Annotated in this window: 13 protein-coding genes; 5 read left to right on the top strand and 8 right to left on the bottom strand. The window is 68.7% G+C overall.

The genetic code is table 11. The features are described 5' to 3' along the window. Positions 1–273 carry a hypothetical protein gene (locus FHY06_RS26595; protein WP_019655266.1) on the bottom strand — a complete coding sequence of 91 codons (273 nt, stop codon included), beginning with the start codon at positions 271–273 and terminating at the stop codon, positions 1–3. A 315-nt stretch (positions 274–588) separates the two neighbouring features. Further along, complete coding sequence (locus FHY06_RS26590; RefSeq protein WP_132752606.1) at positions 589–999, bottom strand: hypothetical protein; 411 nt, start codon at positions 997–999, stop codon at positions 589–591. Between the two features lie 470 nt (positions 1000–1469). Here FHY06_RS26590 and FHY06_RS26585 point away from each other — a divergent pair, with 470 nt between their 5' ends. Next, positions 1470–3437 (top strand): hybrid sensor histidine kinase/response regulator, encoded by a 1968-nt coding sequence (locus FHY06_RS26585; protein ID WP_184606861.1) that lies wholly within the window; start codon positions 1470–1472, stop codon positions 3435–3437. Between the two features lie 98 nt (positions 3438–3535). On the opposite strand, the gene FHY06_RS26580 is transcribed toward FHY06_RS26585, so the two are convergent. Together FHY06_RS26580 and FHY06_RS26575 are read right to left on the bottom strand one after the other, a co-directional pair. Beyond that, on the bottom strand, positions 3536–3733 hold the full coding sequence (locus FHY06_RS26580; RefSeq protein ID WP_019655263.1) for a hypothetical protein: 198 nt from the start codon (positions 3731–3733) through the stop codon (positions 3536–3538). Between the two features lie 36 nt (positions 3734–3769). After that, positions 3770–4300, bottom strand: a complete 531-nt coding sequence (locus tag FHY06_RS26575) for a DUF4142 domain-containing protein (RefSeq protein WP_184606860.1) — start codon at positions 4298–4300, stop codon at positions 3770–3772. A 248-nt stretch (positions 4301–4548) separates the two neighbouring features. On the opposite strand from FHY06_RS26575, the gene FHY06_RS26570 reads away from it, so the two are divergent. Then, positions 4549–4830 (top strand): DUF2934 domain-containing protein, encoded by a 282-nt coding sequence (locus FHY06_RS26570; RefSeq protein WP_165924530.1) that lies wholly within the window; start codon positions 4549–4551, stop codon positions 4828–4830. A 117-nt stretch (positions 4831–4947) separates the two neighbouring features. Here FHY06_RS26570 and gntR read toward each other — a convergent pair whose 3' ends face one another. Beyond that, entirely contained in the window at positions 4948–5979 is a 1032-nt protein-coding gene (gene gntR, locus FHY06_RS26565) for an HTH-type transcriptional regulator GntR (RefSeq protein ID WP_132752611.1), read from the bottom strand. A 223-nt stretch (positions 5980–6202) separates the two neighbouring features. On the opposite strand from gntR, the gene FHY06_RS26560 reads away from it, so the two are divergent. The 3 genes from FHY06_RS26560 (at position 6203) to FHY06_RS26550 (ending at position 10161) form a co-directional block, all read left to right on the top strand. Further along, positions 6203–7555 carry a GntP family permease gene (locus tag FHY06_RS26560; protein ID WP_019655259.1) on the top strand — a complete coding sequence of 451 codons (1353 nt, stop codon included), beginning with the start codon at positions 6203–6205 and terminating at the stop codon, positions 7553–7555. Positions 7556–7565: 10 nt separating this feature from the next. After that, entirely contained in the window at positions 7566–9125 is a 1560-nt protein-coding gene (gene gntK / locus FHY06_RS26555; protein ID WP_145761113.1) for a gluconokinase, read from the top strand. 193 nt (positions 9126–9318) lie between these two features. Further along, positions 9319–10161: an AraC family transcriptional regulator gene (locus FHY06_RS26550; protein WP_311733739.1), complete on the top strand. Its 843-nt coding sequence runs from the start codon at positions 9319–9321 to the stop codon at positions 10159–10161. 71 nt (positions 10162–10232) lie between these two features. On the opposite strand, the gene FHY06_RS26545 is transcribed toward FHY06_RS26550, so the two are convergent. The 3 genes from FHY06_RS26545 to FHY06_RS26535 are packed head-to-tail and all read right to left on the bottom strand — an operon-like array spanning position 10233 to position 13110. Then, positions 10233–11477, bottom strand: a complete 1245-nt coding sequence (locus tag FHY06_RS26545; protein WP_184606858.1) for a pyridoxal phosphate-dependent decarboxylase family protein — start codon at positions 11475–11477, stop codon at positions 10233–10235. Positions 11478–11485: 8 nt separating this feature from the next. Continuing rightward, the gene (locus FHY06_RS26540) at positions 11486–12298 is read right to left on the bottom strand and encodes an ABC transporter permease (protein ID WP_132752615.1); all 813 of its coding nucleotides are present in this window, start codon (positions 12296–12298) and stop codon (positions 11486–11488) included. Continuing rightward, on the bottom strand, positions 12295–13110 hold the full coding sequence (locus tag FHY06_RS26535) for an ABC transporter ATP-binding protein (RefSeq protein ID WP_184606857.1): 816 nt from the start codon (positions 13108–13110) through the stop codon (positions 12295–12297). The genes FHY06_RS26540 and FHY06_RS26535 overlap by 4 nt, the downstream gene beginning before the upstream one ends. Position 13111: the final 1 nt, after the last annotated feature.

Genomic DNA, 13111 nt, shown 5'->3' with positions numbered 1-13111 from the left:
TCAGCGCCGAGGCGTCAGCGGCATCTCGCGCGGCATGCCGCGCCGGCCTTTCAGAAGCGCCATGCGTCCCTCCGGCGTGATGCCGGTGACGACCGCACGCGGAATGAAGCGCTCGCCCGTGCGAAGGATCACCGGCGGCTCGGTCTGCGCCTCCAGCAAGGAGGCACTTCTCAGCGCCAAGATGCAATCGATGTCCTCAGGCTTCGAGCACACCGCGGGCAGCGTCTGCGTCGACAGCGCTTCGAGCAGATTCAGATAGTTCGCCGCACGCAACTGGCGTGCCGTGGGTCTCTTACGCATCATGGGACTCGATCGCCTTGCGCGCGGGCAGATCGTGCTGCCGGCTTCTGGCAGCAGCCGATGGGCGGGTCCTGAGGGTCTTGGGCATGGCGGACTTGGTGGAGGCTTCGAACAAGGCAGGGCCGGAAATGAAGGGAGAACCGGCCAGGGGCGGGATGAGCTTGGCTTGTCTTGAGCCGGCGTCTCGATGTGTTCAAGCTAGGCCGTTGTCAAGGCAGCGCTTGTAGGACTCTCCGCAGTGATGCGGTGGTTGAGACGCTCGCGCTTCGTAGCCGCTGCCGTATGCGGTCAACGCAGCAGGCTCTCCAGCGACTGCGCATACAGCGCGGTCTCCTCGGGCGTCATCGCATCCTCGAGCTCGGCGAGTTCCAGCCGTTCGTAGTCATGCGAGACCCACTCGAAGAGGTGCGACGGAGGACTGCTCGCCAGGTCGCTGCGGTCGTTCCATGGCGCGAGGCGGGCTGCGGCGCTGCCGAGCATCCGCTGCAGATGCAGTGCACGCGCCACGCGCACCGACGCGGCCAGCGGCGAATCGACCAGTTCCGTACGGCAGTGCTCCCAGTTGGCCTCGCACGACCTCAGACGGCGGCAGGCGGTCACCGCCTCGGGCGGCGACATCGCACCGCCCCCATGCACCTGCCTCTGGCGATGGAATTCGCAGAGGATGCGCGCATAGGCCAACCGCTGCAGAAGCAGCAAGGCGTGGGTCAATCGGTTCGCCATGACACCGGATTTCGCGATCGATCGCCGCAGCGCCGGGTAGGACGTGGCGCAGAGCGCAGGCCCGTCTTGCCGCACGATGCGGAGCAAAAAAAGAACCCGGCAAGGTGCCGGGCTTCAAACCTCGTGCTGTCACGCACCAGGTCCCGCTCAGGGAGGAAGGCGGGGATGGATGACTCCATCGATGTTCATCGTGGGACACCCGCACGCCTGACGCCACGGTAAGCAACGCCACTTCGCTTGTAGGAGGGGCCGCACAGATTTCGACCCGCAGCCGCGAGCAGGCGCTGCGGCAAGCACGTCCAGGCCGCGGCAGCGGCCCCTGGCCCGGCGGATCAAGCGCGGGAAGAAAGACGACACACGCCCGGGGCTTGCTTTGCTACATTTTTCTACCATGCCCGATCACCTGCCCGAGCGACCCGCCAGCACCGTCCCCGAGGCCATGCACCATGGCCGGTGAGCCCTTTGCTTCGGCTCCCCGGTCCCCGTCCGGAGCGCCGCTTTCTCCCGCGACACTGACCGACGCCGACTTCCGCCTGCTGGTGGAAACCCTCGACGACCACGCCATCCTGCTGCTCGACCCCGAGGGCGCCATCGTGGAAGGCAACCGGGCGGCGCAGCTTCTGTACGGCTGCGAAAGCCACGACATCGTCGGGCAGCACTTCTCGCGCTTCCATCCGGTCGAGGCGCTCGACGAGGGCAATCTCCCGAAGGAGCTGCAACAGGCGCGCGACAGCGGCCGCTTTCGCGGCGAAGGCTGGCTCGCGCGGCACGACGCCACGCGCTTCTGGGGCGAGACGACGCTCACGCGCTTGAACGGCGCCGACGGCACGCTGCGGGGCTTCGCCCAGATCACGCGCGACTTCACCGAGCGTCGCCAGCAGGAGGAACTGCTGCGCGCGAGCGAGGAGCGCTTCCGCCTGATCATCGAGGGTGTGAAGGACTACGCGATCTTCATGCTCGACCCCGGCGGCCACATCGTGAGCTGGAACCTCGGCGCGCAGCACAACAAGGGCTACACGGCTGAGGAGATCATCGGCCAGCACTTCTCGAAGTTCTACCCGCCCGAGGTGGCCGCGCGCGGATGGCCTGCCGAGGAGTTGCGCAACGCCTTGCGCGACGGGCGCTTCGAGGACGAAGGCTGGCGCGTGCGCAAGGACGGCAGCCGCTTCTGGGCCAGCGTGGTCATCACGGCGGTGTACGACCGCGCAGGCCGCCACAGGGGCTTCGCGAAGGTCACGCGCGACCTCACCGAGCGCCGCCGCATCACCACGCTGGAGGACGAGGGGCGGCGCATGACCACCTTCCTGGCCATGCTGGGCCACGAGCTGCGCAACCCGCTCGCACCGATCTCCAATGCGGTGGAGCTGCTCAAGCGCGAGCAGACCGAGTCGCGCGTGCTGCGCATGACGCGCGACATCATCGACCGCCAGCTCAAGCAGATGACGCGGCTGATCGACGACCTGCTCGACGTGGGCCGCATCACCAGCGGCAAGATCCAGCTGGAGGCCAAGCCGGTGCGGCTGCGCGATGCGGTGATGGATGCGGCCGACGCGGTGCGCGCGCTGGCGGCGCAGAAGGAGCAGCGGCTCGACGTGCAGGTCGACGCCGCGGACCCGTGGATCACCGGCGACCGCGCGCGCATCGTGCAGGTGGTGAGCAACCTGCTGCACAACGCCTGCAAGTTCACGCCCATCGGCGGAGAGGTCTGCGTCTCGCTGGGCCTTGGCGCCACCAACACCGCGTCCGGACTGCCGGAGGCGGAGATCACCGTGCGCGACAACGGCATGGGCGTGCAGCCGCAGGACCTGCAGCGCATCTTCGACCTCTTCGTGCAGGGCGAGCAGGACGTCGCGCGAAGCAGCGGCGGGCTCGGCCTGGGACTGAGCCTGGTGCAGCAGCTGGTGGCGCTCCACGGCGGACGCGTGAGCGTGTTCTCCAGCGGGCGCCCCGGCGAGGGCAGCGAATTCCTGGTGCAGCTGCCCTCCGCAGCGAAGCCCGAGCCCGGCGGCGGCGCGCTGCGCTCGGCCGGCGACAGCCTGGTGCTGGTGGTGGACGACAACAAGGACGCGGCCGAGACGCTGTCATTGCTCGTGCAGGCCCTCGGCTACGACACCAGGGTGGTCCACGGCGGCGTCGCGGCCCTGGAGGCGGCGAAGGAGCTGCGGCCCGAGGTGATGCTGATCGACATCGGCATGCCCGACCTCGACGGCCATGCGGTGGTGCGCCGGCTGCGCGCCGAACTGGTCGACCCGCCCGTGGCCATCGCGGTGACGGGCTACGGGCAGGCGAGCGACCGGGAGACGAGCTACGAGGCCGGATTCCACAGCCACCTCACCAAGCCGGTGGACGTCGAGCGGCTGGCCGACATCCTCACGCACCTGCTGCGGCCGGTGCCCCCACCGCCTGCGCGCTGAGGGCGCCGCCCCGCACGGGTGGCCCTGCGGCGCTCGCTTCGCGAGCCGTTTGCGCAACTGGGCGGCGTCGGAGAGCCAGGGCTGCCTGCGCGATTTCGCTATTTCGACGCGGGCGGACTTCCGTTGTCCCGCAGCGGCGGCGCCTCGCCCTGGGCCGGCACGTTGCCCGGCCCCTGCTCGGGCCTGCGCAGGCCATAGAAGAACAGCGTGCCGACCACGAGGATCGCGATAAGGACTACCAGCGCGGCCATCAGCCTGCGGCCTGGCCGGCCAGCCCTGTTCGCCGAATCGCTCATCGGATTTCCTCTGGCGGTTGCACGACCATGTCCGCCTTACTTCTTCGCCAGGCCGGCTTCGAGCGTGCGGGCGTGCTGCAAATGCGTCTGCACCACCGGCAGCATCTTGCCGGCGAGGGCCTTAAGGTCTGCGTCCTTCGCCTCGGCCTGGGTCTTCTTCAGCAGCTTCTCGGTGGCCTCGTGGTCGCCGACGCCGGCCTGCTTCACGTAGCGGCTGTCGAACATGCCGCCCGACAGGGCCTTGAACTCCAGCGCGACGGCCTTGTGCTTCGCATCGGGGCTGTCGGGCAGCTCGGTGCCCTTGGCGGAGGCCAGCATCTTCACGTCGGCCAGCCCCTTGGAATGGTCGTCGACCATCATCTGCGCGAACTTCTTGACCTCGGCATTGGAACTTTTGTCGAGGGCCATCTTGCCGCTCTCGACCTCGGCGATGTTGGCCTGGGCGATGTCCTTGAGCATCGACGCGTCCGCGCCCGCGAGCTTGTCGGCGGCCCACGCGGCAGGCACTGCGAGCAAGGAGGAAACGATGGCGAGGCTGGCTGCGAATCGGCGTTGTGAGCGTTTCATGAGGTGCACTCCTGGCTTGGTGGATCGAGTCTTCGACGCTCCCCGCCGTGCATCGCGGCTGGTGTAGGAGAAGGAACTGATCGATGTGCCCGAACAGTCCTTCGCCTTTTTCATTCCTTTCCTCTTCGTTCTTCCTGCGAATCCGCGCCAGTTCGGGCGTCCGTCTGACACCGCCGCTTCGCACATTGCCTAGCGTGGCCCTTCTCTTTCTCATCAACCGTCCAGCGACGACTTCCATGGAGACGACCATGCCGAGAACGAACCTGCGCAGGAACAGCGGCGAAGCAGCGGCGACTGCCGTCGGCGCCGCGCAAGAACAGACACCGCCCCCGCCGACCGACACGCCCGCACCGCAACAGGAGCAACGGTCGGAGCAGTCGGCACAGGACGGGCGCGAAGACGCCGCCTCGCGCGAAGAACGCATCCGCCGTGCCGCCTACGAGGCCTACGTGCGCCGCGGCGATGGACCTGGCGACGCCGAACAGGACTGGCTGCAGGCCGAGGCGCAGATCGACGGGCGCTCTCGCTGAGGCCTGCGCTTCATGAAGCAGGCACGAAACTCCCGGCGCCGTGCGGCGGCGTTGCTGCAGTCGATTGCCCTGCCGCTCGAAGGCTGCGCCGGTGTCGCGCGTGGCCGGCGCCGCCCTTCAGCTGCTTTGCCGAACCATCAGTTCGAAACCCAGGTCGACGCGGCGCTGCACGAGCGTCTCTCCGCGCATCAGCGCCAGCAGCATCGCGGCGGCACGCTCGCCGATCTCGCGGCGCGGGGTGCGCACCGTGGTCAGCGGCGGCAGCATCTGGTCGCTGCCGCCGAGATCGTTGAAGCCGGCGATCGCCACGCGCTGCGGCACGGGCACGCCGGTACGCAGCGCGGCCAGCAGCCCGCCCTGGGCGAGGTCGTCGTTGCAATAGAAGATGGCGTCCACGTCGGGGTGGCGCGCGAGCAGGTCCTCGAACTGGCGGCCGCCCAGCGCCAGGGATGTCGGGCCGGGTTCCAGCAGTTCGAGCGCCGGATCGTGGCAGCCGGCCGCGCGCAGCGCCTCGCGGTAGCCTTCCAGTCGCATCATCACGCGCGGATCGAGCTGGCCGGCGGCATACGCGATGCGGCGGCGGCCGCCCTGCAGCAGATGCTCGACGATGGCACGGCCCGCGTCCTGCTGCGAGAAGCCCACGCTGTGCACCCCGGGCTCGTTCGAGTTTTCCATCAGGTAGACGCAGGGCGCCCTGCTCTGCTCGAGCATCTGCCTGGCGGCCGCGCTGCGGTCGAAACCCGCCAGCAGCAGGCCCGCGGGTCGCTGCGACAGATAGCTGCGCAGCAGTGCCTCTTCCTGCGCCGGGTCGTAGTGCGTCACACCGATCAGCGACTGGAAGCCGTGCGGCGACAGCGCGTCTTGCACCGCCTCGAGCAGCTCCACGAAGAGCTGGTTGGTCAGCGAGGGGATCAGCACCGCCACGTGCGAACTGCGCGCGGATGCCAGCGCGCGCGCCGCCACGTTGGGCACGTAGCCGAGCTGGTCGACCGCCGCCTGCACGCGGGCGCGCAGTTCGGGCGCCACGTTGCGCGCACCCCGCAGGGCGCGCGACACGGTGATCGGGCTCACGCCGCAGGCGCGGGCCACGTCGTCGAGGGTGACGTGGCTCGAGGAGCGGGATCGCGGGCGGTCGGGTGTGTCGGCCATGTTGAACTTTTCTCAGGGTTAATACCAATCCGGCTTTGGATAGCGCTGTCCTAGGATAGCGCTATCCCAGCCCAGGGCAGGTTCGGAAAAACCCGAGCGCATGTCCAAGCTGGCATTTTTTGAATTGTGCAGGACAGCGCTATCCAAACGCTTCCGCATCGCCGGGCCACCGCCTTGCTCGCCTTCCTTTCTTTGCCGGAAGGCCCGGTTCCAGGAGACAACCATGTTCGGAATGAGCCAAGAGATCTTCCTGCTCGTCGACGCCCTGGTGGCGATCGTCGGGCTGATCCTTCTGATCACGCGCTGGCGCGTGCACCCCTTCATCGCGCTGACGCTGGCCGCCGGCTTCCTGGGCCTGACCTCGGGCATGCCGGTGGACAAAGTGATGAAGTCCTTCCAGGACGGCTTCGGCGGCGTGCTGGGCTTCGTGGGCATCGTGCTCGGCCTGGGCACCATGCTCGGCAAGATGATGGCGGAGTCGGGCGGCGCCGACCGCATCGCACGTACGCTGATCGACGCCTTCGGCCGCGAGCGCGTGCACTGGGCGATGATGTTCGCGGCCTTCCTGGTGGGCATCCCGCTGTTCTTCGAGATCGGCTTCGTGCTGCTGATCCCGCTGGTGTTCATCGTGGCGCGGCGCACCGGCGTGTCGCTCATCCGCATCGGCATCCCGCTGCTGGCGGGCCTGTCGGTGGTGCACGGCCTGGTGCCGCCGCATCCGGGGCCGCTCCTGGCGATCGGCGTGTTCAACGCCGACATCGGCAAGACCATCTTCTACGGCCTGATCGTCGGCCTGCCCACCGCGATGATCGCGGGTCCGATCTTCGGCAAGTTCATCTCGAAGTACGTCCCCGGCGAGGCCTCGCCCGAGCTGATGGAGCAGCTGGCGCGCGAACCCGAGGCGCGCGAGCTGCCCGGCTTCGGCATCACGCTCATCACCGTGCTGCTGCCGGTGGCGCTGATGCTGCTGAAGACCTTCGCCGACGTGGCGCTCGACGAGAAGAACATCGTGCGCCAGTGGATGGACTTCATCGGCCACCCGATCACCGCGCTGCTGGCGGCGCTGCTGCTGTCGCTCTACACCTTCGGCACCGCGCGCGGCTTCACGGCCAAGCAGATCATGAAGTTCGTCGACGACAGCCTCGCACCCACCGCGGCCATCGTGCTGATCATCGGTGCGGGCGGCGGCTTCAAGCAGATGCTGGTGGCCAGCGGCGTGGGCAACGCGATCGGGCAGATGGCGCTGCATGCGCAGGTCTCGCCGATCCTCCTGGCCTGGCTGGTGGCGGGGCTGATCCGCATCGCCACCGGCTCGGCCACGGTCGCGACCATCACCGGCGCGGGCATCGTCGCGCCGCTGGCGACCATGGTGCCGGGCGTGAACCGCGAACTGCTTGTGCTGGCCACCGGCGCGGGTTCGCTGATTCTTTCGCACGTCAACGACGCGGGCTTCTGGCTGGTGAAGCAATACTTCAACATGAGCGTGGCCGAGACCTTCAAGACCTGGACCGTGATGGAAACGCTGATCTCGGTCGTGGCCATCATCTTCATCATGCTGCTGAGCATGGTCGTCTGAGGAGAAAAGCATGGGTCGCATCGTCATCGGCGTCGATATCGGAACCACCAGCACGAAGGCCGTGGCCTTCACGCCCGCGGGCCGGGTGCTGGCGCACGACGCGACCGAATACCCGCTCCTGCAGCCCGAGGCTGCCGCCGCCGAGCAGGACCCGCAGCAGATCTTCGAGGCCGTTCTCTCGGCCATCGCCAGCTGCGTGAAGCAGACCAGGGCCGCGCCCGGCGACGTGCTCGCCGTGTCCTTCAGCGCGGCGATGCACAGCCTGATCCTGGTCGACGACGAAGGCGTGCCGCTCACGAACAGCATCACCTGGGCCGACCACCGCGCCTCGGCCTGGGCCACGCGCATCCGCGACGAGTGGGACGGCCTCGCGATCTACCGCCGCACGGGCACGCCGATCCATCCGATGTCGCCGCTGGCCAAGCTGGTGTGGCTGCGCCACGAGCGCGCCGAGCTCTTCTCGCGCGCCGCGCGCTTCGTCGGCATCAAGGAGTACGTCTTCTTCAGGCTCTTCGGCCAGTGGCAGGTCGACCACTCGATCGCTTCGGCCACAGGGCTTTTCAATATCGAGCGGCTCGACTGGGACGAGGGCGCGCTCGCGCTCGCAGGCGTGCGCGCCGGGCAGCTCTCGCAGCCGGTGCCGACCACCTGGCACGTCGAGGGCCTCGCGCCCGACGTTGCCGCGCGGCTGGGCCTGTCGCGCGACACGCCCTTCGTCATCGGCGCCAACGACGGCGTGCTCTCCAACCTCGGCGTGAACGCGATGGCGCCCGGCGAGGTGGCCGTGACCATCGGCACCAGCGGCGCCATGCGCACCGTGGTCGACCACCCCATGACCGACCCCGAGGGCCGCACCTTCTGCTACGCGCTCGCCGAGGGCCGCTGGGTGGTGGGCGGCCCGGTGAACAACGGCGGCATCATCCTGCGCTGGGTGCGCGACGAGTTCGCGTCGGCCGAGGCCGAGACCGCCAAGCGCCTGGGCATCGACACCTACGAGGTGCTCACGCGCATCGCCGAGCGCGTGTCGGCAGGCTCCGAAGGGCTGGTGTTCCACCCCTTCCTCACGGGCGAGCGCGCGCCCTACTGGAACGCCGACCTGCGCGGCTCCTTCTTCGGGCTGGGCATCCACCACCGCAAGGAGCACATGATCCGCGCGGTGCTGGAGGGCGTGATCTTCAACCTGCACAGCATCCTGCCGGCGGTCGAATCCATTGCCGGGCGCAGCGCTCGCATCAAGGCCACTGGCGGCTTCGCGCGCTCGGGCATGTGGCGCCAGATGATGGCCGACGTGTTCGACCGCGAGGTGGTCGTGCCCGAGAGCTTCGAGAGCTCCTGCCTCGGCGCTGCAGTGCTCGGGCTCTACGCGCTGGGCCACGTCGACTCGCTCGACGCGGTCGCGGGCATGGTTGGCGCCACCCATCGCCACACGCCCAACACCAAGAACGCGGCCCTCTACCGCCAACTGCTGCCGGTATATCTGTCGCTGCCGCGCAAGCTGAGCGAGGAATACAAGCTGCTTGCCGCGTTCCAGCAGCAGACAGCCGTGCCGCCGCCGGCACGTCGAAGCTGACGACCCGAGGGTCGCCGTCGTCCATCGAAGATTTGCTGGAGGAAACCCGGTCTTGCTGAATACGATGTCCCCGGCCTTCGCCCCGCGCGTTCCCCCGAGGCCCCTGCCTCCCGTGCCGCAGGTGACGCGGCAGGCTCCGCGTCGCATGGAGCCGCGCACGTGGCATGCACCGGCGCCCGTCGAAGCGTGCGCGGTGTCCACCACCGTCCGCTGTGAAGTCGCCACCGCGTCTTCTCAGGCGAGCCCAGCGCGCTGCCTGCACGATCACGAACTGCACCTGATCGGCGCGGCACCGGGGCGGCTTCGCATCGGCAGCGGCGACGACGAACGAACGCACAGCTTCGCGCCCCATACCGTCGTGCTGCTCGGCCCCCACCTGCCGCGCAGCCTCGCCTTCGAGCACCGCATGCAGTCCGGCGGCAGCGATACGCAGGGACTGGTGCTGCGCTTCGGCGACGAGCCGCTGAAGCGCGGCATGGCGCTCTTCCCCGAACTCGCCGATGCCGGGCCGATGCTGGCCCGCGCACGCCTGGGCGTGCAGTTCATCGGCCTGGAGGCCGACACGCTCGCACGCCTGCGGCGCATCGCGACGCTGCACGGGCTTGCACGCTTCTCCGAATTCACCGCGCTGCTGAACGAACTGGCGCAGTGGCCCGACTACCGCCTGCTCTGCGGCGTGGCCCCGTCCGGTGAAGACCTCGGCGAGGACGCCCGCAGCCTGCGCATCGACAAGGCGCTCGATCACATCCGCGAACACTATGCCGACGCCCTGTCGCTGCCCGAGGTCGGCGCGATCGTGGGCATGCGCGAGAACACCTTCTCGCGCAGCTTCCGCCGCGCCACCGGCCAGACCTTCACCGACTTCGTGATCGGCCTGCGCGTGGCCGAGGCCTGCCGCCTTCTGGTGTCCACGCGCCAGCAGGTGAGCAGCATCTGCTACGAGGTGGGGTTCAACAACATCTCGAACTTCAACCGGCACTTCCGGCGGATCCAGGGGATGACGCCTGGGGAATTTCGCACCAGGCGTGCGGGCTAGCCACAAGCGGCGAACCTTTGCATGCCTGCCTCTGCAACCGCTCCCAAAGCCTCAACGATGCTCGGGCAGCCTCAGTATTTCGCCTCCACCGCAGTCCCCCTCCCCTGCGCGCTGGTCGCCGGGTCCATGAGCACCGCAGCCATGTCCGACAGGTACTGCTGCACCACCGGCTCGTGGGTGAGGTTGAGCATGTGGTGGATGCCCGGCGGGTCGTTCACGTAGCCCACGGTCCACCCGCGCGCGCCCATGCCGCGGCCGACGGCGCCCATGTCGCGCTGCGGCGAGCCGAAAGCGAAGATCGACAACTCGGGCCGGCCGATGGTCGGCAGCCCCATGGCTTCGAGGCCGGCCTGCATCGATCGCCGCACGTTCAGCACACGCTGCGCGATGCGCAGGTAGCCGTCGCGGCCCAGGTAGTTCATGACGGCCCAGGCCGCTGCGATCGCGCCGCCCGCGCGCGTGCCGACCAGCGTGTGGGTGAAGTACTGCCCGCGCGGCCAGTCGTCGAAGGCGTAGCCCATCAGCGCGAAGGCATCGGGATCGGCAAAGAACAGCGTGGAGGCGCCCTTGGCCGTGTAGCCGTACTTGTGCAGGTCGGCCGAGATGGAAGTCACGCCCTCCACCGCGAAATCGAAGTCGGGGATGTCGGCGCCCAGCTCGCGCGCGAACGGTGCGAAATAGCCGCCCACGCAGGCATCCACGTGCATCCAGGTGCCATGCGCGCGCGCCAGTGCTGCCAGCTCGGGAATCGGATCGACCACGCCGTGCGGAAAGCTCGGTGCGGAGCCCACGACCATCGCGGTGTGGGGCATGAGCGCAGCCCGCATCGCCGCCGGGTCGGCGCGGAAGTCGGCATCGAGCGGCGTGCGCACCGGCTCCAGCCCGAGGAAGTGGGCCGCCTTGTCGAAGGCCGGGTGCGCGCTGCGCGCCATGAGGATCTGCGGCCTGGCGTTGCCGCCTGGCCGCTGCGCCAGGAAGCGGTCTCGCGCGCACTTCACGGCCAGGAAGATGCTCTCGGTGCCGCCGGTGGTCATCGCGCCGCAGGCCTCGGGCCCGCCGTGCAGCAGGCCCAGACCCATGGACACCACGTCCTTCTCGAAGCGGTCGAGGCTTGCGAAGGCGCGCGGGCCCAGGCCATTCTCCGAGAAGTACATCAGGTAGGCCTGCTTGGCGACGTCGAGCACGTCGTCGCCGGCGTAGTGGATGAACATCGGCAGCCGGCCGCCGCGCCAGTCGGCGTCGTGCCGGCCGGCCTCTTCCATGCGTGGACGGAGTTCGTCCCAGGCGATGCCGTGATCGGGGAGTCTTGCAGACATGGCGAGGGTCATCCTTCCCGGCCGCCCCAGTGGACGACCTTGTTCTCGAGCGCGCGCGCAAGCAGGTCGAGCGCATAGCCCAACACGGCCATGATCAGCGCGCCGACGATCACGACGTTGGTAAGCAGGAAATCCGACGCCGACATCGCCATGTAGGCGATGCCCGCGTTGGTGGCGATCATCTCGGCGCCCACCAGCATAGTGACGCCGATGCCGATGCTCACGCGGATGCTGGTGAAGATGCCCGGCAGGCTCGCCGGAAAGATCACGCGGCGGAAGATCATGCCGCGCGAGGCGCCCAGCGCCATCGCGGCCTGCACCTTGCGCCTGCCCACGCCGCGCACTGCCTGCATCGCGCTGATCGACAGGATCGGGAACAGCGCGAGCACGATGATCACGACCTTGGCCACTTCGCCGATGCCGAACCAGATGATCAGCAGTGGCAGCAGCGCGAGCTTGGGCATCGGCCTCGAGATCTCGATCGGCGGATCGAGTACCGCCTTGACCGTCTCGTTCATTCCCATCCACAGCCCCAGCGGCACCGCCAGCAGCACCGTCAGCGCGAAGGCCAGCCCGAAGCGAAAGAGGCTGATGCCCACGTGGTGCGCGAGCGTCTTGCCCTGGTAGCCGTTGTTCATGAGCTGCAGGAAGGTCTGCCAGACCGAGCCGGGCGAAGGCAGGAACAGCGGCGCCACCAGCGGCTTGCCATCGACGAGAGGCGCCGTGATGAGCGCCCACAGCGCGAGCAGCGCGGCGAAAGAGCCGAGGTTGATCCAGCGCGAGCGCCCCTTGCGCCCCGCCGCCGCCGCATCCGCGCTCATCGCACGCCCTCCTGACGTTGCGCGGTCAGCGCCTCCTCGCGCAGCAGGCTGAAGATCTCGGCCTTCATGCGCACGAACTCCGGACTCGCGACCACGGCCGGGTCGGCGCTGTGCGAGAACGAGGGCCTGAAGCTCGCCTTGATGCGCCCCGGGCGTGCCGACATCACCACGATGTGCGTGGCGAGGAACAGCGCCTCGTCGATGCTGTGGGTGATCCACAGCACCGTCTTGCGCGTCTCCTGCCAGATCCGGCGGATCTCTTCCTGCAGCAGCTCGCGCGTCTGCGCGTCGAGCGCGGCGAAGGGCTCGTCCATCAGCAGGATCTCCGGGTCGTTGGCCAGTGCACGCGCGATGCCCACGCGCTGCTGCATGCCGCCCGACAACTCGTACGGGTAGCGCGTCGCGAAGGCGCCGAGCCCGACCATCTCGACGTAGCGCGCTGCGATGCGCGCCGCCTCCTCCTTGCCCTTGCCGGTGGCCAGCGGGCCGAAGGCGACGTTGTCGCGGACATTCATCCAGGTGAAGAGCGCGCCCTGCTGGAACACCACACCGCGGCGCGGATCGGGTCCGCGCACCGGCAGCCCGTCCATGAGCACGCGGCCGGTGGTCGGCTGCTCGAATCCTGCGAGCAGGTTCAGCAGCGTGCTCTTGCCGCAGCCCGACGGCCCCAGCAGGCAGGTGAATTCGCCCTCGGCGATGTCCAGCGTGATGGGTTCCAGCGCCTGCACCGCATCCGGCCCCTGGCCGAAGCGCTTGCTGACCTGCTCGAAGCGGACCTTGGGTGCCGCCGCGGAAGACTCAACCTTGCTCATG

Origin of the sequence: Variovorax atrisoli, assembly GCF_014195185.1 — a bacterium.
In the GTDB taxonomy this organism is placed as follows: domain Bacteria; phylum Pseudomonadota; class Gammaproteobacteria; order Burkholderiales; family Burkholderiaceae_C; genus Variovorax; species Variovorax atrisoli.
This window is presented reverse-complemented; position numbering and strand designations above follow the sequence as displayed.